Origin of the sequence: Mesorhizobium sp. M0663, assembly GCF_040320585.1 — a bacterium.
In the GTDB taxonomy this organism is placed as follows: domain Bacteria; phylum Pseudomonadota; class Alphaproteobacteria; order Rhizobiales; family Rhizobiaceae; genus Mesorhizobium.
This window is the reverse complement of sequence record NZ_JAMYPX010000025.1, coordinates 40,604-64,744: the sequence shown is the minus strand read 5'-3', so window position 1 is coordinate 64,744 and position 24,141 is coordinate 40,604. Positions and strand designations below refer to the sequence as shown.

At 61.2% G+C, this 24,141-nt stretch carries 23 protein-coding genes; 14 read left to right on the top strand and 9 right to left on the bottom strand.

Annotated features, from left to right (window positions below):
* Positions 1–7 precede the first annotated feature (7 nt).
* From NKI54_RS28775 to NKI54_RS28760, 4 genes are read right to left on the bottom strand one after another with little or no spacing between them, the layout of a single operon-like run.
* Positions 8–1,015, bottom strand: coding sequence for an ABC transporter permease (locus tag NKI54_RS28775; RefSeq protein ID WP_352633987.1), 1,008 nt, complete (start codon positions 1,013–1,015; stop codon positions 8–10).
* Positions 1,012–2,532: a sugar ABC transporter ATP-binding protein gene (locus tag NKI54_RS28770; protein ID WP_352633989.1), complete on the bottom strand. Its 1,521-nt coding sequence runs from the start codon at positions 2,530–2,532 to the stop codon at positions 1,012–1,014. Before NKI54_RS28770 ends, NKI54_RS28775 begins: the two co-directional genes overlap by 4 nt.
* Positions 2,529–3,569 (bottom strand): ABC transporter permease, encoded by a 1,041-nt coding sequence (locus tag NKI54_RS28765; protein WP_352633991.1) that lies wholly within the window; start codon positions 3,567–3,569, stop codon positions 2,529–2,531. The genes NKI54_RS28770 and NKI54_RS28765 overlap by 4 nt, the downstream gene beginning before the upstream one ends.
* 17 nt (positions 3,570–3,586) lie before the next feature.
* Positions 3,587–4,657 (bottom strand): sugar ABC transporter substrate-binding protein, encoded by a 1,071-nt coding sequence (locus NKI54_RS28760; protein ID WP_352633993.1) that lies wholly within the window; start codon positions 4,655–4,657, stop codon positions 3,587–3,589.
* Positions 4,658–5,281: 624 nt separating this feature from the next.
* Between NKI54_RS28760 and NKI54_RS28755 the strand changes: the two genes are divergently transcribed.
* Genes NKI54_RS28755 through NKI54_RS28740 form a run of 4 tightly spaced genes read left to right on the top strand, consistent with a single transcriptional unit; the run spans position 5,282 to position 9,456 of the window.
* Positions 5,282–6,085 carry a TIM barrel protein gene (locus NKI54_RS28755; protein WP_352693009.1) on the top strand — a complete coding sequence of 268 codons (804 nt, stop codon included), beginning with the start codon at positions 5,282–5,284 and terminating at the stop codon, positions 6,083–6,085.
* A 14-nt stretch (positions 6,086–6,099) separates the two neighbouring features.
* Positions 6,100–7,407, top strand: a complete 1,308-nt coding sequence (gene hisD / locus NKI54_RS28750; protein ID WP_352633996.1) for a histidinol dehydrogenase — start codon at positions 6,100–6,102, stop codon at positions 7,405–7,407.
* The gene (locus NKI54_RS28745) at positions 7,404–8,189 is read left to right on the top strand and encodes an SDR family NAD(P)-dependent oxidoreductase (RefSeq protein ID WP_352633998.1); all 786 of its coding nucleotides are present in this window, start codon (positions 7,404–7,406) and stop codon (positions 8,187–8,189) included. Before hisD ends, NKI54_RS28745 begins: the two co-directional genes overlap by 4 nt.
* A complete protein-coding gene (locus NKI54_RS28740) occupies positions 8,128–9,456 on the top strand; it encodes a trehalase family glycosidase (RefSeq protein WP_502898261.1) in 1,329 nt (442 codons plus the stop codon). Before NKI54_RS28745 ends, NKI54_RS28740 begins: the two co-directional genes overlap by 62 nt.
* A gap of 1,481 nt (positions 9,457–10,937) precedes the next feature.
* On the opposite strand, the gene NKI54_RS28735 is transcribed toward NKI54_RS28740, so the two are convergent.
* Both NKI54_RS28735 and NKI54_RS28730 read right to left on the bottom strand, forming a co-directional pair.
* Positions 10,938–11,630 (bottom strand): CPBP family glutamic-type intramembrane protease, encoded by a 693-nt coding sequence (locus tag NKI54_RS28735; RefSeq protein WP_352693006.1) that lies wholly within the window; start codon positions 11,628–11,630, stop codon positions 10,938–10,940.
* Between the two features lie 214 nt (positions 11,631–11,844).
* Entirely contained in the window at positions 11,845–13,704 is a 1,860-nt protein-coding gene (locus tag NKI54_RS28730; RefSeq protein WP_352634002.1) for an ABC transporter ATP-binding protein, read from the bottom strand.
* A gap of 373 nt (positions 13,705–14,077) precedes the next feature.
* On the opposite strand from NKI54_RS28730, the gene NKI54_RS28725 reads away from it, so the two are divergent.
* Together NKI54_RS28725 and NKI54_RS28720 are read left to right on the top strand one after the other, a co-directional pair.
* On the top strand, positions 14,078–14,665 hold the full coding sequence (locus NKI54_RS28725; protein ID WP_023677958.1) for a YqaA family protein: 588 nt from the start codon (positions 14,078–14,080) through the stop codon (positions 14,663–14,665).
* Between the two features lie 29 nt (positions 14,666–14,694).
* Positions 14,695–15,213 carry a disulfide bond formation protein B gene (locus NKI54_RS28720; protein WP_023677957.1) on the top strand — a complete coding sequence of 173 codons (519 nt, stop codon included), beginning with the start codon at positions 14,695–14,697 and terminating at the stop codon, positions 15,211–15,213.
* Positions 15,214–15,364: 151 nt separating this feature from the next.
* On the opposite strand, the gene NKI54_RS28715 is transcribed toward NKI54_RS28720, so the two are convergent.
* Positions 15,365–15,922 carry an HNH endonuclease gene (locus tag NKI54_RS28715; protein WP_023677956.1) on the bottom strand — a complete coding sequence of 186 codons (558 nt, stop codon included), beginning with the start codon at positions 15,920–15,922 and terminating at the stop codon, positions 15,365–15,367.
* Positions 15,923–16,051: 129 nt separating this feature from the next.
* Positions 16,052–16,693, bottom strand: a complete 642-nt coding sequence (locus NKI54_RS28710) for a DNA-3-methyladenine glycosylase family protein (RefSeq protein ID WP_352634004.1) — start codon at positions 16,691–16,693, stop codon at positions 16,052–16,054.
* Between the two features lie 122 nt (positions 16,694–16,815).
* On the opposite strand from NKI54_RS28710, the gene gluQRS reads away from it, so the two are divergent.
* Complete coding sequence (gene gluQRS / locus NKI54_RS28705; RefSeq protein ID WP_352634006.1) at positions 16,816–17,691, top strand: tRNA glutamyl-Q(34) synthetase GluQRS; 876 nt, start codon at positions 16,816–16,818, stop codon at positions 17,689–17,691.
* A 149-nt stretch (positions 17,692–17,840) separates the two neighbouring features.
* The gene (locus NKI54_RS28700; protein WP_352456675.1) at positions 17,841–18,731 is read left to right on the top strand and encodes a DMT family transporter; all 891 of its coding nucleotides are present in this window, start codon (positions 17,841–17,843) and stop codon (positions 18,729–18,731) included.
* Here the strand turns inward: NKI54_RS28700 and NKI54_RS28695 are convergent.
* Positions 18,698–19,552 carry a YihY/virulence factor BrkB family protein gene (locus tag NKI54_RS28695; RefSeq protein ID WP_031212039.1) on the bottom strand — a complete coding sequence of 285 codons (855 nt, stop codon included), beginning with the start codon at positions 19,550–19,552 and terminating at the stop codon, positions 18,698–18,700. The genes NKI54_RS28700 and NKI54_RS28695 overlap by 34 nt on opposite strands.
* A gap of 57 nt (positions 19,553–19,609) precedes the next feature.
* Here NKI54_RS28695 and NKI54_RS28690 point away from each other — a divergent pair, with 57 nt between their 5' ends.
* The 6 genes from NKI54_RS28690 (at position 19,610) to NKI54_RS28665 (ending at position 24,037) form a co-directional block, all read left to right on the top strand.
* Entirely contained in the window at positions 19,610–20,476 is an 867-nt protein-coding gene (locus NKI54_RS28690; RefSeq protein ID WP_352634008.1) for an SDR family oxidoreductase, read from the top strand.
* A 23-nt stretch (positions 20,477–20,499) separates the two neighbouring features.
* The gene (locus NKI54_RS28685) at positions 20,500–20,691 is read left to right on the top strand and encodes a twin transmembrane helix small protein (RefSeq protein WP_023677950.1); all 192 of its coding nucleotides are present in this window, start codon (positions 20,500–20,502) and stop codon (positions 20,689–20,691) included.
* A 29-nt stretch (positions 20,692–20,720) separates the two neighbouring features.
* Positions 20,721–21,302: a cob(I)yrinic acid a,c-diamide adenosyltransferase gene (locus NKI54_RS28680; protein WP_023677949.1), complete on the top strand. Its 582-nt coding sequence runs from the start codon at positions 20,721–20,723 to the stop codon at positions 21,300–21,302.
* Between the two features lie 25 nt (positions 21,303–21,327).
* Complete coding sequence (locus tag NKI54_RS28675; RefSeq protein ID WP_352456677.1) at positions 21,328–22,131, top strand: rhomboid family intramembrane serine protease; 804 nt, start codon at positions 21,328–21,330, stop codon at positions 22,129–22,131.
* Between the two features lie 207 nt (positions 22,132–22,338).
* Positions 22,339–23,088, top strand: a complete 750-nt coding sequence (locus tag NKI54_RS28670; RefSeq protein WP_352456678.1) for an electron transfer flavoprotein subunit beta/FixA family protein — start codon at positions 22,339–22,341, stop codon at positions 23,086–23,088.
* A 19-nt stretch (positions 23,089–23,107) separates the two neighbouring features.
* The gene (locus tag NKI54_RS28665; protein WP_352634011.1) at positions 23,108–24,037 is read left to right on the top strand and encodes an electron transfer flavoprotein subunit alpha/FixB family protein; all 930 of its coding nucleotides are present in this window, start codon (positions 23,108–23,110) and stop codon (positions 24,035–24,037) included.
* Positions 24,038–24,141 lie beyond the last annotated feature (104 nt).

Below are 24,141 nucleotides of genomic sequence, written 5' to 3'. Positions count from 1 at the left end.
CGACGCCTTACTTGATGATGCCAATCTTCTCGCGATCGATCGTTATGGCGACTGCAATGACGATGACCACGCCGAAAACGATGTTCTGGTAGGCGGGATTGAGCCCGACGATGACCGTGCCGATTCGCACCAGCCCGGCGATGAGTCCACCAACCAGGGCGCAGGCAATGCCCCCTATGCCTCCCGAAATGGCAGTGCCGCCAACCACCACGCCAACGATCGCCGGAAGGAGGTAGTTGTTCGCCATTGCAGGCGAGCTGTATCCGGTCTGCCCGAGCAGGAGCAGGCCGGCGACAGATGCACAGATCGCTGAAATAGCGAAAGCCAGCACCTTTACGCGCAGGGTTTTGACGCCCGACAGGAGGGCCGCTCGTTCTGAAGCACCGACTGCAAAGATCTCGCGGCCAAGACGGGTAAACCGGAACAGCGCGCTGAGGATGGCGGCCGAGATGAGTACAACAATCACCCCGTTCGGCAATCCGGCCGTGCGGCTCCCGAAGAACGAGATGATGGCCGATGGTTGCGACAACGGGGCAGCGGTAGCGTTCGAGATGAAGTGGGTGATCCCGTAGAGCATCCCCAGCGATCCGAAGCTTACGACAAACGACGGAATCTGGGCCCGGTGGTGAACATAACCCTGTAGCGCGCCGACGAGGCCGGCAAGCCCGAGCACCGCGACAAAAGCGAATTCCCCCAGGGTCGGATTGAGTATGACGAAGGCGACCGCTGCAAACGAAGCCATGGTCGCGACTGACAGGTCGATACCGCCGAGCAGGATGACGACAGCACTGCCCATGACCAGCATGAGCAGCGGCGCGGCGTCTGTTGTCAGTCCGGCAAGTGCCCGCAGCGACAGGAGTTTGGGCTGGACCCACGCGATGGTGGAGAACAGTCCGGCAAGCGCGATCGCCGGAACAGCGATTGATCTGAGCTTGCGGGCAATTTCAATTCGCCTGATGGATGCGTTCTGTTCGCCAATCTGGCCAGCGCGAATTTCTGGGCTGTCTCCACTCATACCATCGCCTCGACAATTTGTTCGGGTCTTGGCTTGTGCAGGCAAAGGTCTTCAAATTTGGCCGACACTTCGCCATCACGCATGACGATCACGGTGTCCGCCATACCCAGCGTTTCCTCGAGAGTTTCCGAGACGAAGACAACCGCCAGCCCCTGGCGGGCGAGTTCCCTCATGACGCCGAAGAGATCGGCCTTGGCGCCAGGATCAAGGCCACGCGTCGGGTGGTCGAGGATGAGCACCTGGAGACGATCCGACATCAGCCATTTGGCGAGAGAAACCTTCTGCTGGTTGCCCCCGCTCAACCGCTCGACATATTCGACGGGTGAAGGCGTCTTGACCTTGAGCCTGTTGATCCAGGAAAGCGCCCGCGCCGTTTCCTTTTTCCGGTTGATCAGGCCGATCCGTCCCATCTGCGGGCCGAAGGTGAGAACGATGTTTTCCAGGACGGTGCGTCCGACTATGACACCCTCAAGTTTCCGCTCGGCAGGAACATACCCGATGCCGGCGCGAATCGCTGCATCGGGCATTGCGGATAGACCCAGTTCTTGACCAGCGACCTTGACGCTGCCAACCACGCCGTCCTCGGCGCCGAAGATGGCACGACAGAAGGTTTCGGCACCCGAGCCTGCCACACCGGTGACGGCCACGATCTCGCCTGACCTGACCGAGAGAGATACGTCGCGAAACCTGCCCGGCGCGGTGAGACCGTCGACCACCAGCCGCGGCTCGAACGCCTCGACTGGCTCGCGACCGCTCTCCTGATAGTAGTCGTCGGAGCGTCGGGAGCCGACCATCAGATGGTAGAGCTCCTCGTGGCTCGTGGTGTCCTGCGTTCTTTCCGCGACATTCTCGCCATTGACCATGACGTGAACGCGGTCGGAGATTTCCAGGACCTCTTCCATCCGGTGAGACACAAAAACGACCGATGCGCGCGCCCGTAGTCGCCTGATCTGGCGAAACAGATCTTCGACCTCCGATGGGCTGAGCAGCGACGTTGGTTCGTCAAACAGGATGACAAGCGGCTGATCTATTAGTTCCTCGATTGCAAGCACCTTGGCGAACTCGACCATCTGCCGGTCCGGAAAGCTCAGCGTGTCGACCTTGATGTCAGGAGGGATATCGCACTCAAGCTTTGCGAGCTGTCGGGCAGCTTCCCGATTGAGACCTCTCCAGTTGTAGATACCGAAGCGACGGTGCGGGGACGGCTTGTCGAAAAAGATGTTCTCGGCAACCGTGAGATTGGGGATAAGCGACTGCTCCTGGTGGACCAGCCCGATCCCCATGCTCGCCGCAGCCAGCGGCGACCGGACCACGGTATCAACGCCACGCAGGCGGATCTTCCCTGTGCTCGGCTGCTCCATGCCTGAAAGGATTTTCAGAAGCGTCGACTTGCCGGAACCATTCTGGCCAATGAGGCCAAGAACCTCGTTCTGGCGCAACTCTACGCTCACATCGTGCAATGCCCGCACGCCCGGATAGGCCTTGCCAATGTTTGTTGCAGCGAGAACCGGGGTCATTTGACGATCCTCAGCCGGCCACGAAGGCTCCAGTTACCGACCACCAGGGCCGCGACGATGGTGAGGCCCTCAGCCACATGGCGCAGATAGGGGTCGACCCCAAGCTGGATCATGCCGTTGCGCAGAACCTCGAGAATGAACACCCCGATGATGGAATGGAGCACGCCGCCCGTGCCGCCACTGAGAAGCGTTCCGCCAATCACGGCGGCACTGACTGCCGGGAACAGGAAACCTTCACCGGCTGCAGGATTGCCGACCGCGAGCTGCGCGGAGATCATGACGCCGCCAACGCCGGACATGAGCCCCATAAGCACGAAAGCGAGGACCTTGTGAAAGCGGACATGCTGTCCTGACTGCCTCGTGGCCTTCTCGTCGCGGCCGATGGCGTAGGACATTCGCCCGAACTGGGTGTAGGTCTGGAGAAGCCAGCCAAATACCGCAACCGCGAGCGCCAGAAAAACCAGGGCGGAAACGCCAAGGCTCTTGTCCAGTGCCAGACGCGTCAGCCGTTCATCAAGAATTTGTGGCTGCCTACCCGGAAAGAGCAAGGTGGCGATACCCAGCCCGACAAACCAGGTTGCGAGTGTGACGATCAGGGACGGCAGCCGCAGAAATGTGTAGACGAGACCATTGACCAGGCCAAACGCTGAGCCAAGACAGGCACCCGCCAGAATGGCCCACCAGCCCAGATCGAAACCTGTCACAGAGTTGGCGATGAGCAGCGAGACCAGCATGCTCGATGCTGCCATGACGCCTTCGATCGACAGGTCGATGGAACCCTGGATCAGGATGAAGGAGAGGCCCACGACGAGGACAACCGGGATCGCGCTCGATTCAAGAACGACCTTCAGGTTGCTGGCTGACAGAAACTGCGCACTTGCCAGCGAGAAGACCAGGACGAGAACTGCAAGTGTGGCAACCGGGCCGAGTTCCTTGAGCGGAAATCGAAGCCTCGATACGACCTTTGGCTGGCCCGCTAGCCTCCCCGAACCTTTGTGCGGGGAGGCTTCGATGGCCGCGTTTTGCGTGAGTGTCATGACCGACCAGTTCCAGCTTACTTGTTGGCACCGGCGGGGATCTGACCGACCGAGGCCGCCCAGAAATTGGCCTTCACCTTGTCGTAGCTATAGTCGGCTGCAACGTGCTTGCCGTTGAGGATCGCCTCGACATTGTCTTTGTTGACCAGGGTCTGAGACAGGTAGAAATCGCGTTGCTCTTCTTTCAGTTTGGCAAGGTCGATGTCGCCGGTGATCACGCCAACGGCCAGTGCTGTGGCCGTCGCGCCTTGGACATAGCCATCTATGTACATCGTCGAGAGCATCTCACCCGACTTGATAAGCTGCATGACATCGCTTGATCCGTCGGAACCCGTGACGAGAACCTTGCCGGCAAGGCCCTGTTCCCGTAGCGCCGCTACTGCGCCGAGAGCCATGCCGTCATTGGCAGAGAAGATACCCTTGAGGTCGCTGCCGTATTTGGTAAGCCAGGCTCGCGTGATGCTCTGGCCCTGGGTCTGATCCCAGTTTCCGACCTGGACATCGAGGAGTTTCAGCCCCGGGCATTCGGCAACCGCCTTTTCGAGCCCGGCGAGCCGCTGCTTGGCCGGCGGATTGTCCGGTATGCCCTGAAGGGCAGCGATGTTGCCCTTCCCGTTGAGCGCCTTGCACAGTTCCATGCCGTTCCGATAGCCGGAATCGACGCCGTCGAACGAGATGTTGGCGACCCAGGCGTCCGGCGCCGTATCCCACGGATGGATCTCGTCGGGGCGATTCCAGAGATTGACGATTTTGGCGCCGGCATCTCGCGCCCGCTCCACAATCGCTTTGGTGAAGGCGTTGGACGCAGGGTCGACGGCGATCGCGCAACCCTCGCAGCCGGTCGCAAACACGGCCCCGAACTGCTCCAGCAGTTTCTGCCCGTTGAAGTCGCTGACGATAACATTGACGTCCTTGCCCTTCGATCCGGCGACCGCCTTTGCCCCCTCGATAAATGCTGCCCAGTACTCGCTGGACGCGCTCCCGACGCCGACATAGACGTTCCCAAGGTCTCTGGCGAACGAGGTAGATCCCGACAGCGACAGTACGCCTAAGCCGAGTGCAAGCTTTCTCATAAGATTCTTTAGCATGGCTTCCTCCCTGGTAAACCACCCGCCACGGACGGGCTGCGAACACCAAACGCCAATTTGCATAGCAATGCAACAGGAATCTTGCATTGCTATGCTGAGCAACCGCAATTTCCCCGCCAACGCATTGTAAATAAACGATATATCGTCGAATGTATCTTGCTTGATCGACCCAATCGCTGAATATCTGGAGGCTTTTGGGTGCGCGTTTTCGGAATAAAGTACCCTATTGCGCTCCTGCATGGCTGAAGGCATAGAGCCAATCAGCAGCGCCCTGGCCTCATGCCTTAATCGCCGAGCCAAGATGCGGGCCGCCAGGCGTCAACCAGCCTTAGAGCAACCAATTGTTTTCATTGCGCTTATCCGTCCAGACGAAACCCGTTAGGTAGAGTATCCGAACGCGCTCGGGAGCGGCGCATCCAAGGCGCTCGGTCAACACGAGAAGAGAACGGATTGCATTGCTATGCAAAACATGATTTATGGGAGGTGTCGCTCCGCAGAGATCGGGGCGACACATGATGCATAGCCCAAGGGATATCCAGTATGCTCGTCAAACTTGCCAATGCGCCCGTGTCTTGGGGGGTCGACTACGCCGACGATCCCAAAAACCCGGCTTGGCCGCGTGTGATGGATGAGATCAGCGCGGCCGGTTACGCTTACACCGAACTCGGTCCCTACGGCTACTATCCGACAGATCCGGGGGTTCTGCGGCCTGAGTTTGATCGCCGTAGCCTTACAGTGATTGCCGGATTTGTGTTCCAGGATCTGCATAGCCCGGAGAAGGCTGAATCAGTGCTGGATGTTGCCGACCGCACGGCGCGACTGCTTGCGGCGGCCGGCGGAAAGTACCTCGTCACGATCGACCACATCTCGCCGGAACGGATGAATACAGCCGGGCGACGTGACCTCGCTCAGCCAATCGGTGCGCAGCGCCTCAACCATCTTGTCGGGCTGATCGATCGCATCGCCGACCTCGCGCTCGCACACGGGGTCATGCCAGTCATCCACCAGCATGCTGGCTGCTATATCGAATTCGAGGACGAAATCGAGACCGCTCTGGACAGGCTGGATCCGAGCCGGGTCGGTATCTGCATAGATACCGGCCATATGGCATATGCGGGCATCGATCCTGTCGCTTTCTACCGCCGGCATGCGCGTCGCGTACGCTACTTCCACTTCAAGGACATCGATCCTGTTGTCCACAAACGCGTGCTTGCAGATCGCATTCCGTTTCTCACCGCTATCGAGCAGAAGGTTTTCTGCCCGCTGGGCAAGGGCGTTGTCGACTGGGCCGGACTGGCAACCGCATTGCGGGAAACCGGTTATGACGGGGCCGCGACGGTGGAACAGGACATTGATCCGACCATTTCGCTCAATCCCGCGGACGATGCGCGGGCCAGTCTCGCCTATCTCCGCTCCGTCGGCTTCTGAAACGAGGTGCTGCAATGATCCGTGTCCTGAAGGAAGGCCGTTCATCGGTTCAGAAAGTCAATGACCATGCCTCTGTCAAGGCGGCGGTGGAATCCGTGCTGGCGGCCGTCGAGCAACGCGGCGACGAAGCAGTGCGCCACTATTCAGAAACGTTCGACAAATGGGCACCTGACAATTTCCGCCTGTCACAAGCTGAGATCGACGAATGCATCGCCGCGGTGGCACCACGCGACCTCGATGACATCCGCTTCGCACAAGCCCAGATCCGGCGCTTCGCGCAGATCCAGAAAGATGCGCTTCGTGACGTCGAGGTCGAAACTCTCCCTGGCGTAGTACTGGGACATAAGAACATTCCGATGAGCTCGGTCGGCTGCTATGTGCCCGGCGGCAAGTACCCATTGGTGGCTTCTGCCCATATGAGTGTCATCACAGCCAAGGTCGCAGGCGTGAAGCGCGTCGTGGCCATGACCCCGCCCTTCCATGGCAAACCCGCACCTGCTGTCATCGCTGCAATGGCGCTTGCCGGTGCCGACGAAATCTACGTGCTCGGTGGAATTCAGGCGATCGGCGCGATGGCGATTGGCACCGACACTATGAGTCCGGTCGATTTCCTGGTCGGGCCGGGCAATGCGTATGTGGCCGAAGCAAAGCGTCAACTGTTCGGACGCGTCGGCATCGACTTGCTCGCCGGGCCAACAGAGACATTGGTTATTGCCGATGAGACGGTTGATGCGGAGCTCTGTGCCACGGACCTTCTCGGTCAGGCCGAGCACGGCCCCAATTCGCCGGCGATCCTGCTCACTAGTTCCGAACGTCTGGCTCACGACACTGTCACCGAGGTCGAGCGGCTCCTCGAAATCCTCCCAACCGCGACGATCGCCCGCCAGGCCTGGGCCGACTACGGTCAGGTCATCGTCTGCGACACCGAAGAGGAGATGGTGGCGGAAGCCGACCGGATTGCGTCCGAACACGTCCAGGTGATGACCCGCGATCCCGAGTACTTCCTCGCCAACATGACCAACTACGGTGCGCTCTTCCTCGGACCGCGCACCAATGTTGCCTACGGCGACAAGGTCATCGGCACCAACCACACTTTGCCGACGCTCGGCAACGCCCGTTTCACCGGCGGCTTGTGGGTCGGCAAATTCATGAAGACCTGCACCTACCAGCGTATCCTGACCGACGAAGCATCGGCGATGATCGGCGAATACTGCTCGCGGCTGTGCGTACTCGAGGGTTTCCTCGGCCATGCCGAGCAGGCCAACATCCGCGTGCGGCGTTACGGCGGCCGCAACGTCCCTTACGCACACGCCGCCGAATGATGGTTGACGCCGCGCCCACAAGCTTGCCGGCAACGCCGTCATTCCGTCTTGACGGACGGCGGGCGCTGGTGACTGGCGCCGGGCGGGGGATCGGGGCAGCACTGGCTTCTGCTCTCGCGGAGGCAGGTGCCGAGGTCATTCTTGCCGCCCGCACCACCTCGGAGGTGGAGACCGTTGCGACCGCTATCAGGGCTCGCGGCGGCCGGGCCGCCCCACTGACCCTGGACGTGACCGACGTCGCCGGGGTGCGCGAAATCCTGGCGGCCCAGCCCGCCTTCCACATTCTTGTCAGCAATGCCGGCACCAACCGGCCCAAACCGATCGCCGACGTGACGGAGGACGACTACCACGCGGTACTCGATCTCAATCTGAAGGCCTCGTTCTTCGTCTCCCAGACTGTCGCGAAGCGCATGGCCGAGGACGCGATCCGGGGATCAATCATTTTCATGTCCTCGCAGATGGGCCATGTCGGCGCGGCAAACCGGACACTCTATTGTTCCTCAAAACATGCAGTCGAGGGTCTGACGAAGGCGATGGCCGTGGAACTCGGCCCGAAGGGCATCCGCGTCAACACGATCGCGCCCACATTCATCGAGACGCCCATGACGCGACCGTTCCTGCAGGATCCGGTCTTTGCACAATCCGTCCTTGCGAAGATCAGGCTCGGCCGCCTGGGGCGTGTGGAGGATCTGATGGGCGCGGCAGTTTATCTGGCCTCCGATGCCTCGGCACTGGTCACAGGAACCTCACTGGTTGTCGATGGCGGATGGACCGCGGAGTGAGCGAACGCAATATCGCCGCCACAAGACGCAGACAATGAAAAAGAGTAGCAGCATGGAAATTCTTGACTACATCGAGGCCTATTGGCCACGGATTGTCCGTAACGTGCCCGTTGACCAAGGCACGCTGATTGGGCTCCCCCGACCTTACATGGCGTCGGCCGAGGACCCAATTTTTCAGGAGATGTTTTACTGGGACAGCTATTTCACGGCTGTTGGTTTGAGTGGCACTCCTCGCGAGCAGCTTATCGTCGACATGGCCGAGAATATGGTCGCAATGCTGCGTCGCTTTGGCATGATCCCCAATGCGAGCCGTCTATATTTCCTTTCGCGCAGCCAACCGCCTCTTTCGACTGCCATGTTTCGCCTTGCCTTCGAAACGAAGGAGGCTCGTGGCGATCCGGATGCCTGCGCTTTCCTTGCTGAAGCTATGAGCCTCGCAGCTCTCGAACATCGAAATGTTTGGCTTGGCGAAATTCATCCACACATCAGGCGTGTTCATGCTGGACTGTCGCGCTACTTCGACGCGAACTACACTGACGAACTCGCGAGCTTTGAGAGCGGCTGGGATCGCTCGACGCGCTGTCAGAATAGGTGGCTCGATCACCTTCCGATTTGTCTTAACTCTGTCCTGTATTTACGCGAAATCGACCTTGAGTGGGCATCTCGCCGCTTGGGCGATGACGAGAGCGCCAACGCGTGGAGATCGGCCGCTGACGCACGGGCCGCGTCTGTGCGCGATCTGATGTGGGACGAAACAGCTGGCCTCTTTTTTGATTTCGATTACGTCGCCGGCGAACGCGATGGCGTAGCAACACTGGCTGCATTCTTTCCTCTGTGGTCAGGCCTCGCCTCGCAATCTGAAGCTGACCGAATGGTGGGTGAGTGGTTGCCGAAATTCTCGCAGCCCGGCGGATTGGTAACTTCGCTCGCTGCCCGAGATGGGCATCAATGGGCATGGCCAAACGGATGGGCTCCCTTGCAGTGGATCGTTGTAGCCGGCCTTGAACGCTACGGCTTTCGCGAGGAGGCGATGCTGATCATGCGCACCTGGTGGGACACCTGTGTCCTTAGCTTCGAGAAAACTGGGGCTATGTGGGAAAAGTACAACGTCGTTGAGGTTGGCGCCCCACCGGTCGATGATCGTTACGGTTCCGTCGGCGGATTCGGATGGACGAACGCAGTGTTCCTCGATTTTCATCGACGTCTTGGGGATGCTAAGAAGGATGTGCGCGCTCCGAAACCCCAACCGGCGATTTCTTCGGCATAAGCAACGCCCCCTCCCCGGCATTCGGACGAGGTGCACAGCACAGTTTATGTGATGATCCGTTGTCGAGATCACTGTGGCTTGATCCCGGCACTAGTGGATGCGTTTGTCTCTGCCTGTTCCAGACCGCATATTAAGCGACTTAAGAGGCCATGTTTCGTCAGCTAGCCGACAGCTGGACATGGCGGCGCCGTTCAGAGCACCCGGTGCTATGATGATATTCCAAGTGTATCTAGATAGGGTCATGAGCCCTCCCTGAAGTCTTCAAGTAAGACGGGAGGGCAGTTCGAATCCTTTCACGCCGGAGTTCGATCGGCAGTCATCGAGAGCCCACTGTAAATCAATGAAATCAACGCTATAGGCGGAGGTTTGCCAGTCATGACTTGGCTAACCAAGCCAAAAAAATACATCTAACTATAACTAGACGGCCGGCCTGAAGCTCAAATTGCAGCAGGCCGATGCTTCTAAGGCTAATGCCGTTCCCGCGAATAATGCTAATGCCGTTCCCGCGATTGGGCTCGCCTATAGCTTGGGAGTAGATGCTCATCAATTCGACCGCCAGTCTTTCTAGCTTCCGACGGGCGCTTCTCGAGCAGTTCAGGATCAGCGGCGCGTCCTTGGAGCGGAGCGACGAAAACGAAGCTGACGGGTTAGCGTTCGGCTTTCGCGCAAGTTTAGGCAGTGCTGTCGGCGCCATCTCCTCGCGCAGCAAACCGTCCCCGCTATGCTCAAACCATGCGTCACATCTCTCCACCGACTGCGGCTAGTCGGCACGTACATCATAGTCGAGACGGCGCCACTGATCGGGAGTTCAGGACGGTGTGTCTATCCGAGCAGAGCAGTGCGTCAGCTCTTGGGAAAGACAGACTGACCTCGCTGAGCGATATGCTGAATATTGCTGCCGTTCAAACACGGGCAGTGAAGGTCACTGATTGGGTCGGCATGAACGTGAAAACGAAAACTTCCAACGATCCCATCAGCGTAGCCGGGAACGTCGCAGTTGCGCCACAAATGCTCGAAGCCGTAGTCCGGGCCTTCTCCCACCGACGATCTAAAGAGCAGCGCGACAGGCTGGTGGGCGATGAAGGCCGTGTCGTGCCTTACAGCTTTGGTCGAGGACGCCATTCGTACGCCATTGGCGCCGCCAGCAGTTGTGGACGCGGCTCCTATTCTGCACCTAGACGACTTTGCGGGGCTTCAAGGGACTAAGAGCTGATTTAGTAAGGCCTTGATTTTTCTGCCGGTTCGGCATCTCGCGACACTCCGTCGCATGGTAGACAAACCACTTTTTGAGTCGAGCGCGTCTACCAATTCCGCCATAGGGGCTCAGGCCGGGCGGCCTGGATGGGCGCGGACTATACGGTTGGAGGCCTGTTCGTCAACTGGCCAATTCCCGAGATCCCATCTAGCTCGAGCCCAGCCTTTCGGTTTTCGTGATACGGCGCTTCGATCGATAGCGGGCATCTCGTCCCGTTTGAACCCTTCTACCGCAACAGCGGCCACAGAATGCCGATGAATACCGACGCCCCATCCATGAGCCAATGCGCCGTCGCCAGCGGCAGGATGCGGCGCACGCGCAGGTACACGAGGGTGATGAATGTCGAATGCGCGATGGGTGCCAAGAGCCGGTAGAGCATGAAATGCGGGTCGAACGTCAGCGGCATCACCGCATGCTGAAACGACCAGGAAAACGCTACGACGGCAACGGCAAATCCCGTGCTTCCCGACAAGACTTGGAAACGCGGCAGAAGATAGCCGTTATAGGTGGTCTGCTCCGTAATGCCCCAGACCAACGGAAAGATCAGCACCCCGTAGAGCGCAGGCAAGAGCGGCAAAGGTCCGTATATTTGCGGTGCGTCAGGGTTGCCATAGACCAACAGGCTGCTGGCGGTGATCCCAACGTAGATGAAAACGAGGCTCGGGAGGATGAGCGCAACGCCCAACAACAGATCGCGCCCCAAGCGGTTGCGATCGAAACCGACCAAATCGAGCAACGTGATGCCCTCGCGCCGCGCAAGGCACCAAAGGAGTCCAAGGCAGCCCGCGTCGATCAAGCTGCCGTATACCGGCAGCCAAGCCCCTGCGTCGCGCCAGGGCGTCGCCGAACCGTGCGCAGCGTACACGGCCGCAACCAGGCCCTGCGCGGCAACAGCGAAAGCCGACCGCGCGAACAACATCAGGGCGGGGCCGGACCATGTCAGCGCGCCGGCAGATCGCCGCTCGAGAATGGCGGCACGGGAGTTCGGGATTATGGCTTCGCTCATGATCGATGAAGTTGGGATCGGCTTCCGAACGTTATGGTGGAAACGAGTTCAGCCAAGTCCGGTTTCCGGAGTGAAAGCAGAATGTATCGAGCCGGCCATGAGCAAAAACATCATCACCGAGGGCGGCTCACATCTCCTCGAGGGCGTCGGCAATATAGCCGCCGGTCTGAAGCTTCCACAGTCGGGCATAGAGCCCGTCGCGCTCCAGCAGCGCCGATGGTTTTCCCTCCTCGACGATGCGGCCTTTGTCGAGGACGACGATCCGGTCCATCCTGGCAATCGTCGACAGGCGATGGGCGATGGCGATCACAGTTTTGCCTTCCATCAGAAGAGCGAGCTTGTCCTGGACCGCCGCCTCGGCCTCGCTGTCCAATGCGGACGTCGCCTCATCGAGAACCAGGATTGGCGCGTCCTTGAGCAACACCCGGGCGATCGCGACGCGCTGACGCTGGCCGCCGGAAAGTTTCACCCCGCGGTCGCCGACGAAAGCGTCGTAGCCGGTGCGGCCTTCGCCATCTCTGAGATCGGCGATGAAGCCGTCGGCCTCGGCCAGCATCGCGGCGCGCTCCAACGCCTCCGGCGGGGCATCGGGCCGGCCATAACGGATGTTGTCGCCGACGGAGCGATGCAGCAGTGAGACGTCCTGGGTGACGACGCCGATGCTCTCCCGAAGGCTGGCCTGGGTCACGCTGCGGAGATCCTGCCCATCGATCAGGATCGCGCCGCCCTTCAGCTCGAAGAACCTCAGGAGCAGGCTGACAAGGGTCGACTTGCCGGCCCCGGAGAGGCCGACGAGCCCGACCTTCTCGCCGGCGCGCACGGTGAGAGACAGGTCTTCGATCACCCGTTGCCCCTCGCGGTATTCGAACTGGATGTTCTTGAACTCGACTTCGCCGGCCGTGACGTCGAGCGGCTTGGCGTTCGGCGCGTCTTTTATGGTCGGCGGCGTCGTCACGACCGGCATTGCGTCGCGGATCGTGCCCACCGCCTGGAAAATCTGCTGGCCCATCTGCAGGAAGGCACGGGAGTTGGCATTGAGCCGCTGCACGATGGCGATCGAAGCGGCGAACTGACCAACCGTGACGAAGCCGGCGACAAATCCCCAGAGCCCTATGGCAACGTTGGTGAGAAAGAGGGCAACGTTGAGCAGGACGACGCCCATATCGGTCGTCAGATAGATGCGCCTTTCGCGCTGCTGGGTCTCGATGGCGTTTTCCATCACGGTCCGCATCGCGCCCGCCTCGCTGTCTTCCGCCGCAAACAGCTTGACCATCTGAATGTTGCTGTAGAGGTCGGTCATGGCGCCGACCACGAGGCTTCGCCCCCGCGCCGAGCGGCGCGACCGCTCGGAATATTGGGGTACCGCCACCACCGCAATGGCGATGTTGGCGGAGATCCAGAGGAAAACCGGAAGCGCCAGCGGCCAGGACAACGCGCCAAGCAGAACGAGCGACCCGACGAGTTGCACCAGAAACAGCGGTATTCTGTAGAAGGCCACGACGATCTGCTGCTGCACGGCGGATGCGACTTGCGAAATGCGCGACGCCACCTGACCTGCGAAGAGGTCGTGGAAGAAGGCAAGATCCTGACGTTCCACCGCCTTGTGGCCCTGCCACTGCATCGCCGCCGGCATGCATACGGCCACCGTCTGCGAGTTCAGCGCATTGCCCACGAAGATGAGCAACGGCAGCACGGGGAAAACCAGCACGCCGAGCACGACCAGCGTCGGCCAGTCCTCCTGCAGGAAAACCGCCGCGCCCTTCGCGCTCACCCCATCGACGACGAACGAGGCCCCCCAAATCGTCGCAAGGTTGATCCCCTCGACCGCCATCATCAGGACGGTAATGGCCGCAAGGGTGCCGCGGAACATCCGCGCAAAATGCAGGAGCAGTGCAAACGGCCCGCTCGCAGGCAGCGGCGCGGGTGGAATATCCAGCGGACGGATGAGCTTCTCAAAGGGGCGATAAATGAAATCAGACAACGACATGGCGGCGCAAAGGGCGAAGCAGGGAGAGAGGATGCGACAGGAATCGCCGGTATTTAAACACGGATCGTGTTCGACCGGAAAACCCACGATGTAATTGGAAACTGCCTTGACGCACTTCAGCGGGCAAGTGTTCGACGCCATGGCTTGCTCGTCAACTGGCCAAATCCCGACATCTGGGCTCGCTCAAGCCTCAGCCTTTCGATTTCGTGAAGCAGCTGCCATTGTGCAGCGCGGAAAATCTTTCTAGACAGGCGGCGCATGTCATTGAAGCGCACCTTGTCCGACGAGGTTGATGCGGGGCGCTTCCAAGTCTTGTTTGTACATGTCGTGATCCCAAGACCGCTTCTGGTTTGGGCGTGCATTAGGAGTGCCGATGCTTCGCGGACTTTACGACTGGACCTTGTCGCTGGCGGCGAGCAAATCCGCCGAATGGTGGCTGGCCTTCATCGCCTTCGTCGAGAGCTCGGTGTTCCTGGTGCCGGCCGACGTCCTCTATCTGCCGATGGCGCTGTCACGGCCGGATCGCGCCTATCGTTACGCGCTGGTCGCCACCGTCGCCTCGGTGCTGGGCGGCATCGCCGGCTGGTTCATCGGCCATTATGCCTATGATGCGGTGGCGCGGCCGATCCTCGAATTTTATGGCAAATATGACGAGTTCGAAGCGATGCGCGTCTCATCGGGTGTCGGCTTCATCATCCTGATGCTGGTCACCTCCGGCCTCGCCCATCTGCCGCCGATCAAGGTTGTGACGATCCTGTCGGGCGTCATCGGTGTTCCTTTGCTGCTGTTCATCGTGCTGGCAATCGTGGCGCGCGGTGCTCGCTTCCTGTTTCTCGCCTGGCTCTTGCGCCGCTATGGCGAGCCGATCCGCCACTTCATCGAAAAGCGCCTTGGCCAGATTGCAGGCGCCGCCGCCGCTGCCCTGATTTTGCTCTATATCGTCGTCAAATACGCCGTCTGAACGACATCGAACCGAATGGACTGAGTCCGATGACAGCGACCGTGAATGCCGATACCGGACGCCAGCGGCTGCGCACCGCCCTGTTTCTCGCTGTCGCCATGGCCGCCACGGTCGGCTCGGCGCTGGCCTTCCAGTATCTCGGCGGCTATATCCCCTGCAAGCTCTGCCTCGAGCAGCGCACGCCTTACTACGTCGGCGTGCCCTTGATGCTGCTGGCGGTGCTTGCGTCGGCTCTTCACGCGCCAGCCTGGGTAAGCCGTGGCCTGCTGGCTGTTGGCGGCCTGCTGATGCTCTACGGCGTCTATCTCGGCGTTTATCACTCCGGCGTCGAATGGGCGTGGTGGCCAGGCCCGACCGATTGCACCGCAGCCGCCGGGCCGGTGGACACCGGCGGCAAGGGCGTGCTCGATGCGCTCGACAAATTCGTCCCGCCCTCCTGCGACAAGGCGGCGCTCCGCATCCTCGGCCTGTCGCTGGCCGGCTGGAACGCCATCGCCAGCTTTGTCCTGGCAGTCGTCGCCTTCCGCGGCGCCTTTGCCCGCGACTGATTTAGCGCGACACGAGATCATCCAAGAATTCGGCAGGCTGAGTCGGGTGGAGTGATTGTCGAGAACCGAAGCGGAGCGGACATTGGTCCGTGAGCATCGGAAGCGCAGACAATCGCTTCAGACGGCCAGCCTCCCGAATTATCGGATGATCTCACGGCTCGAGTTCGACATCCCAGTACAGATAATCCATCCAGCTTTCGTGTAGATGGTTGGGCGGGAACAGCCGGCCGTTATTATGCAAATCATGCACCGTCGGCTGGTAGGGCTTCTGCAGCGGCCACATCTTGGCGTGGGCCGGCATCATGCCGCCCTTCCTCAGATTGCAGGGCGAGCAGGCAGCGACGACATTCTCCCAGGTCGTGGCGCCGCCGCGATGGCGAGGAATGACATGGTCGAACGTCAGATCGTCCGGCGTGCCGCAATATTGGCATTGGAAACGGTCACGCAGGAAGACGTTGAAACGGGTAAACGCCGGATGCCTCGACGGCTTCACGTAAGCCTTCAGGCTGACGACGCTCGGCAGCTTCATCGAAAAGGTCGGTGAAGAGACGGCGTGTTCGTATTCGGCGACGATGTTCACCCTCTCGAGGAACACCGCCTTGATGGCATCCTGCCAGGACCAGAGCGACAGGGGGTAATAGCTGAGCGGACGGTAATCCGCATTCAGCACCAGCGCTGGAAGCCCATCCGGAGATACGGCAACCGTCACGTCGTTGACCTCCTTCACCCTAGAACCGGTCGACGCGGATACTGTAAGCCCGACATGACAGGGATGTGAAGCGGATTGTCGATCATGCCGGGTCTCAAAAACGCATGATTTCAATGCTTTTTTGCGGATTCAGGCCGGAGGCGCGGCATCCCTGCCCTTCAATTCGCGATAATAAGCCCAGAAAAGCCGCGATGCGACACCGCGCCACGGGCTCCATGATTCGGCAAGCCGGATCAGCATTTTCTCCGGCGGACGCGGGTCGATGCCGAGCGCATGGCCGACCGCGCTCTGCAATGCTACGTCGCGCGCCGGAAAGATATCTGGATGTCCGGCGGCAAACAAAAGGTAGACTTCAGCCGTCCACGAGCCGATCCCCGGCACCTTGGTCATGGCCGCGATCGCCTCGCTTGCATCGAGCCGGCACAGGTGATCGAGGTCGAGTCCCTCGGCCAGCGCCCGGGCGACGGCAACCAGGCCCCGCTGCTTGGGCCGCGACAGCCCGGCCTCGCGAAAGATCGCCTCGTCGGCGGCAAGTATCGCCTGCGGCGTCAGCGGATCGAGCAGTCTCGTCAGCCGGCCGAAGATGGCATCGGCGCTCGCGCGGGACACTTGTTGTGAAACGACGATCGAGGCAAGGCTCCTGAATCCCGGCTCCGACAGCCGGAGCGGCACCTCGCCGGCCATGCCGCGCACTTTTTCCAGGCGTGGGTCGAGTAAGCATAGCCTATCCAGCCCTTGCGCAATGTCGTCGAGACTGGCGATGCGTTGCATGTCTGCTTGTTCCAAAATCAAAAGTGCCGCACGCTTCGTCACGTGTCCCTCTGGACGCACGACGCCACCGGCGCAAAGTAGCAATTGGCGAAAGCGCCGCACAACCCGATTGCCGCCGGACAATGACACTGCTGACATTCCGCTTCGCGCCGAGCCCGAACGGCGAACTGCATCTCGGCCATGCCTATTCGGCGCTGCTCAATCAGAAATTGGCAAAGGCGGCGGGCGGACGCCTGCTGCTGCGCGTCGAGGATATCGACACGACGCGCTGCACGCCGGAATTCGAGGCAGGCATTTTTCGCGACCTGAAATGGCTGGGGCTTGGCTGGGAGGAACCGGTGCGCCGCCAGTCCGAGCATTTTGCCGAATATCGGGCGATGCTCGAGCGGCTGATCAAGGAAGAACTTGTCTACCCGGCCTTCATGAGCAGAAGTGAGATCCGCGCCTTTATCGCCGACAGCGAGAAGGGTGGCCGCGACTGGCCGCGCGACCCGGACGGCGTGCCACTCTATCCCGCCGCCGACAAGGCGTTGACGGCGAGCGAACGCAAGCGGCGCGTCGCCGAAAATGTGCCATTTGCCTGGCGGCTGGACGTCGATGCGGCAATAGCGCGCGCCGGCAAGGACCTGTCATGGGCCGAACACACGGACGAGACGCTCTCCGCGACGCGTCGTATCGAAGCCCATCCGCAGGATTGGGGCGACGTGGTCGTGGCGCGCCGCGAAATCCCGACCAGTTATCACCTCGCCGTCACCATGGACGACGCGCTGCAGGGCGTCAGCCATGTCGTGCGCGGCCAGGACCTTTATTCCGCGACCAGCGTGCAGCGGCTGCTTCAGCAACTGCTTGGCCTGCCGCAGCCGGCCTATTTTCACCATCGCCTGATCCTCGGCCCGGACGGACGAAAACTGTCGAAGAGCCTTGGCGATACCGGCCTTGCCGCCCAGCGTAAGGCGGGCGCATCGCCCGCCGATCTCAAGCGGCTGGTCGGTCTCTAGACTAGACCGGTGAGCTCGCGGCCATCAACGGCGCTCCTTCAATTCAAATGACTCTATGGATCAACCGTTTGGTTTTGCTTGCCGGCCCGAACGGCATTAAGCAGTCGCCGCAGTCGATCCCTCACCCGAATTCATCGCGGCCTCCGGAAATGCACAGCCTCAAGCGGTTCATCCCCGCCTCTTTCGTCGTCCTGTGGGCGACCGGCTTCATCGGCGCGCGCTATGCCATGCCGTGGGCGGAGCCCTTTACGTTCCTGGCCGCGCGCTTTGTCCTGGCCGCAATCCTGCTTGTCGCTTTGATGGCCGCACTTGGTTCGAGCCGCGCCACCCGCGATGAGGCGCTGCACGCGACCGGTGCCGGCATCCTGATGCATGGCATCTATCTCGGCGGCGTGTTCTGGGCAATCCACCGGGGCATGCCCGCCGGACTTTCAGCCCTGATCGTCGGCCTGCAGCCGCTGATCACGGCAGTGCTCGCCGGCCGGCTTCTCGGCGAGGCCATCCTGCCGCGCCACTGGGCCGGTCTCGGCCTCGGGTTGATCGGCGTGGTGATCGTGCTTTGGCCGAAGCTCGGTGCGCTCGGCGGCGGCGTGACGGCCGAGACACTGGGCGCCTCGCTGGTCTCGGTACTCGGCATGAGCGCCGGCACCATCTGGCAGAAGCGCTTTGCTTCCGGCGGCGATCTGGTGGCTGCCACGTTCTGGCAATATGTCGGCGGCGCATCGGTGATGGCTCTGGCCTCGCTCGCCTTCGAGACCCGAACGGTCATCGTCAACGGCGAGCTGATCTTCGCCATGACCTGGCTCGTGCTGGTGCTGTCGATCGGCGCCATCTTCCTGTTGATGGTGATGATCCGCGACGGCGAAATGTCGAAGGTCGCCTCGCTGTTTTACCTCGTGCCGGCTGTCACCGCGGTCATCGCCTGGGCATTGTTCGGTGAGCACTTGAGCCCGCTCCAGATCGCCGGCATGGCGATCGCGACGCTCGGCGTCGGGCTGGCGACGGCTCAGCCGCCGACGCGGGCACGCGCCTCTAAATAGCGGCTGATCGCGGCGTTGAGCTCGCCACCGAGGATGAAGATCGCTGAGACGATATAGAGGAACACGACGGCGATCATGATCGAGGCGAGGCCGGCATAGGTCGTCACATAGGACGAGAAATGATCGAGATAGGCGGCGAAGATGGTCGACCCGATGAGCCAGCCGACCAGCGTGAAGATGATGCCAGGCACGATCGAAACGAGGCGGCGCTTGCCGGCCGGCAACCAGAAATGCACGGCGAACAGGCCGCCGATGATGACTACAGAGGCGATGACGTAACGCCACAGCGTGATCGTGCCCATATAGGGTTTTATCCATTCGAAATGCGACTCGGCCAGCCGTGCCAGCAATGGCGCGAAGACCAGCAGCACGCTGATGGCCAAAAACCCGGCCGTCGCGATCAGCACGAAGATGATGCTCTGCACCCGCCGATAGATGATGCCGCGCGTTTCCGAGACACGATAGGCCCGGTTGAGCGAGGTGCGCAGCGCCTCGATGCCGTTCGAGGCGAAATATCCGGCAAGCACGATACCGTAGGTCAACAGGTCACTGCGCCGGACGGTAAGCACGTTGAGCACCTCGCGCGCGATCGGTTTGGCGATCTGCTCGGGCCATGTGTCGAACACAAGGTGCACGGCGGTGTCGGCGAAAGCCTGCGCGCCGAAAAAACTCGCCAGCGTCGTGGCGAAGATCAGGAAAGGAAAAAGCGCCATCAGCGCGGTGATCGCCAGATGGCTGGCCATTGCCCAGCCGTCGTCGGTGTTGAAATGGCCGAGCGCGTCGTAGAGGACGCGTTTGAGGGCTACGATCTTCCGCAACAAGAACCGCGTTCCCTTCGATTGTCCCGACGCCGCGAATATGGGAAGGGTTTGCGGTAAATGACAACCCTAGGTCAAACCACCATTCCTCCCGGAGAAGAGTTGCGCACCATCATTGTCACAGGTGCCTCTTCCGGTATAGGCGACTATTGCGCCCATGCTCTTAAGAAGGAAGGCTGGCGGGTGTTCGCAACGGCCCGAAAGCCCGAAGATATCGCTGCGCTCGAGGCCGACGGCATCGAGGCCTTTTATCTGGACTACACCGAGTCCGGATCGATCGAGGCGCTGGTGGCGTCGGTGCTGGAACGGACCGACGGCCGGCTCGATGCGCTCTTCAACAATGGCGCCTACGGACAGCCCGGCGCCGTCGAGGACCTGCCGGTCGAGGCTTTACGGCAGCAGTTCGAGGCCAATGTCTTTGGCTGGCATGACCTCACTCGCCGTGTCGTACCGGTGATGCGCCGCCAAGGCCATGGTCGTCTCGTTCATTGCTCGTCGATCCTCGGCCTGGCGCCGGTGCCTTTCCGCGGCGCCTACTCGGCATCGAAGCACGCTATCGAAGGGCTGATGCTGTCCCTCTACCAAGAACTCCTCGGCAGCGGAATCCATGTTTCGCTGATCGAGCCGGGGCCGGTGAAATCGAAGATCGCCAGCAACAGCCTTGCGTGGTTCCTGGCAAATATCGATCACGAGAAGTCCGTTCATCGCCTCGCCTATGCGGCGCAACTCAAACGGCTGCGGGCCGGCGGCAGCACATCGCGGCTGAAGCCCGGGCCGGAGGTGGTTTATTCCGCCTTGCATCATGCGCTTCTGTCGCGGCGCCCGCGCCCGCATTATGTGGTAACTGTGCCGGCCAGGATCGGCGCGATCCTTAAACGCATCCTGCCGTCATCGGCACTCTACCGTCTGCTCGCCAAACGCGCCTGAACGCAATCCAACTGGAACACACCATGGCAACCGTCTTCAACATCCTCGCCGTTCTCGTTATGGTCGCCGTGGTGATCGTACTGATCCGCGGCCTCATCAACATGATGCGCGGCGGCTCCAGCATGACCTCCAACAAACTGATGCAGACGCGCGTGCTCTTGCAGTTCGTGGCCTTGGTGCTGATCATGCTGGCGGTGTATTTCACCCGTAAGTGACGCAGCAGCCACCAGCCGGGAGGTAACCCGTGGTCAAGCTCAACAAGATCTACACCCGCACTGGCGACGATGGCACCACAGGCCTCGGCTCTGGCGAGCGGCGGCTGAAATCCGACCTTCGCATCGACGCCTACGGCACCGTCGACGAGGCCAATGCCTGCATCGGCATGGCCCGCATTCATACCGCGGCAGTAAATCCGGCGATCGATGCGATGCTCGGCCGCATCCAGAACGACCTTTTCGACCTCGGCGCCGATCTGGCAGTCCCCGATAATGGCAAGCCGCTCGACTACGAGCCGTTGCGCATCATCGCCTCGCAGACCGACCGCATCGAACAGGATATCGATCTCCTCAACAAGGACCTTGAGCCGCTCAAATCCTTCGTGCTCAACGGCGGTACGCCGGCAGCGGCTGCCCTTCACCTCGCCCGCACGGTGGCCCGCCGCGCCGAGCGCATCATGGTGGCGCTGTCGCAAGACCCGGACGAGCACGTCAACCGCGAGGCGATAAGATACATCAACCGTGTCTCGGACTTTCTGTTCGTCGCCGCACGCGCGGTCAATGACAATGGAAATGCCGACGTGCTATGGGTTCCCGGCAAGAACCGCTGAATCCGCCGGAAGCGGGAGAGGCCCGATGTTCATCCCGCTTTACGACACCAACCGGCTGCGGCACATCAAGCTGCAATATGTGACGATCAGCCTGATCGCGCTCAACGTGCTGATCTACTTTGTCACCACACTGGGCGGCGAGGATTTCGCCAACGCCGCGGTGCTGGGCCTCGGTTTCATCCCGTCGGTTGTGCATGACAGCGTCGAGCTCGCTCCGCAATTTGTCGTCATTCCGGAGAGCCTGAGCTATCTGACCTATTCCTTCCTGCACGCGGATATCTTCCACCTCGGCGGCAACATGCTGTTCCTGTGGGTGTTCGGCGACAATGTCGAGGATGCACTCGGCCATGTCCGCTACCTCGTCTTCTACCTGCTTTGCGCCATCGCCGGCGCTTTCTTCCAGGGTCTGGTTGCCTGGGATTCGCAGGTGCCGCTGATTGGCGCGTCGGGCGCCATCGCCGGTGTGGTCGCCGCCTATCTGATCCTTTATCCGCGGGTGAAGGTATGGGTGCTGGTCTTCGCGCGCATCCCGTTGCGCATCCCGGCCTTCATCCCGCTGATCCTGTGGATCCTGTTCCAGATCTTCATGTTCGCCCAGGGGGGCGAGGATCAGGTTTCCTGGGCCTGCCATATTGGCGGCATCATCGCTGGAGCCGTGCTGGTGCTTGTCTTGCGCAGCCGCGGCGTACCGCTACTCGCCGGCGCAGACGAGGAGCCGGCCGTGGTTGCCGGTCCGGTGCCCGTAGCCGTGGAGCCGGCGCCAAGCGACCCACAACCTGCGCAGCCGGCGCCGCGCTGGGGCCGGGGGACCGTTTCCGGTCCGGACTGAACCGATTTGAGTGCTTCGCCGAGGATCCGAGTGCGCCCCGATATTGACGCGCGGGGTCGCCGCAACTACGGAAGCGCCACCCTACTGGCGTGGCGAAGACCAGAATTCCGTCCGGAATGTCGGCTTTCGACAACTCTGAAGAGGTGCACGCTGCTATAGCGCGCCCGACGAGCGTGAAGAGACTATCGTGAAAGAGGTGACAGGCAAATGAAGATCCTTGTGCCCGTGAAGCGGGTTGTGGATGCGAACGTCAAGGTCCGGGTTAAGGCGGACGGTTCGGCGGTGGAACTCGCCAACGTCAAGATGGCGATGAACCCGTTCGACGAGATCGCGGTCGAAGAGGCGATCCGGCTGAAGGAAGCTGGCAAGGCCGAAGAGATCATCGTCGTGTCGATCGGGCCGCAGCAGGCACAGGAGACCTTGCGCACGGCGCTCGCCATGGGCGCCGACCGCGCCATCCTGGTCAAGACCGACGAGCAGACTGAGCCGCTGGGCGTCGCCAAGGTGCTGAAGGGCGTCGTCGAGGCAGAACAGCCCGGCCTTGTCATTCTCGGCAAGCAGGCGATCGACGACGATTCCAACCAGACCGGCCAGATGCTGGCCGCACTTCTCGGCTGGGCGCAGGGCACCTTCGCCTCCAAGATCGTGCTCGACGGTGACAAAGCCACGGTGACGCGCGAGGTCGATGGCGGCCTGCAGACGCTGGAACTGAAGATGCCGGCGATCGTCACGGCCGATTTGCGGCTGAACCAGCCACGCTACGCGTCTCTGCCCAACATCATGAAGGCCAAGAAGAAGCCGCTCGACGAGAAGAGCCCTGCCGATTACGGCGCCGACGTCAAGCCGCGGCTTAAAGTGATCAAGACCGAGGAGCCGGGCGGCCGCAAGGCGGGCGTCAAGGTCAAGAGCGTCGCCGAACTGTTAGACAAGCTGAAAAACGAAGCCGGCGTGCTGTAAGGCCAGGAAGGGATAAAAAATGACAATTCTTCTGATTGCCGAACACGACAACGCTGCGCTTTCCGACCAGACCGCCAAGGCGCTTTCGGCGGCGCTGCAGATCGGTTCGGACGTGCATGTGCTGGTTGCCGGCAAAGGTGCCAAGCCGACAGCGGACGCCGCCGCCAAGCTCAAGGGCGTCACCAAGGTGCTGCTCGCCGACGCCGACGAACTGACCGAGCGTCTCGCCGAACCGCTGGCGGCACTCGTCGTTTCGCTTGCTGAGCCATACGAGACGATCATCGCGCCGGCGACCTCGTCGGGCAAGAACGTCGCGCCCCGCGTGGCAGCGCTGCTCGATGTCGCCCAAATATCTGAAATCATCGAAGTCGTGTCGCCCGACACCTTCAAGCGGCCGATCTATGCCGGCAACGCCATCCAGACGGTGCAGTCCAGTGACGCTAAGAAGGTCATCACGGTGCGTACCGCTTCCTTCCAGGCAGCACCCGAGGGCGGTTCCGCGCCGGTCGAGACGGTCCAGGCGGCGGCCAATCCCGGCCTGTCGAGCTTTGTCGAGAACAAGCTCTCCGAGACCGACCGTCCAGAGCTGACCTCGGCCAAGATCATCATCTCGGGCGGCCGTGCGCTGGGCTCCTCCGAGAAGTTCCAGGAGGTCATCCTGCCGGTCGCCGACAAGCTCGGTGCGGCGGTTGGCGCATCTCGCGCCGCCGTCGATGCCGGCTATGCGCCGAACGACTGGCAGGTCGGCCAGACCGGCAAGGTGGTAGCGCCCGACCTTTATATTGCCGTCGGCATCTCCGGTGCCATCCAGCACCTTGCCGGCATGAAGGATTCGAAGGTGATCGTTGCCATCAACAAGGACGAGGAAGCGCCGATCTTCCAGGTCGCCGACTACGGTCTCGTCGGCGATCTCTTCGTCATTCTGCCGGAACTGCAAAAGGCGCTTTGACGCCTTCTGCCAAAGCGTATTAAATTCTGAGGGGTGGGGTAGACGAAGTCGCCCCGCCCTTTTAGTTTGCACTGCACAAAAAACGGGCCGCAAAGGCCTCGACG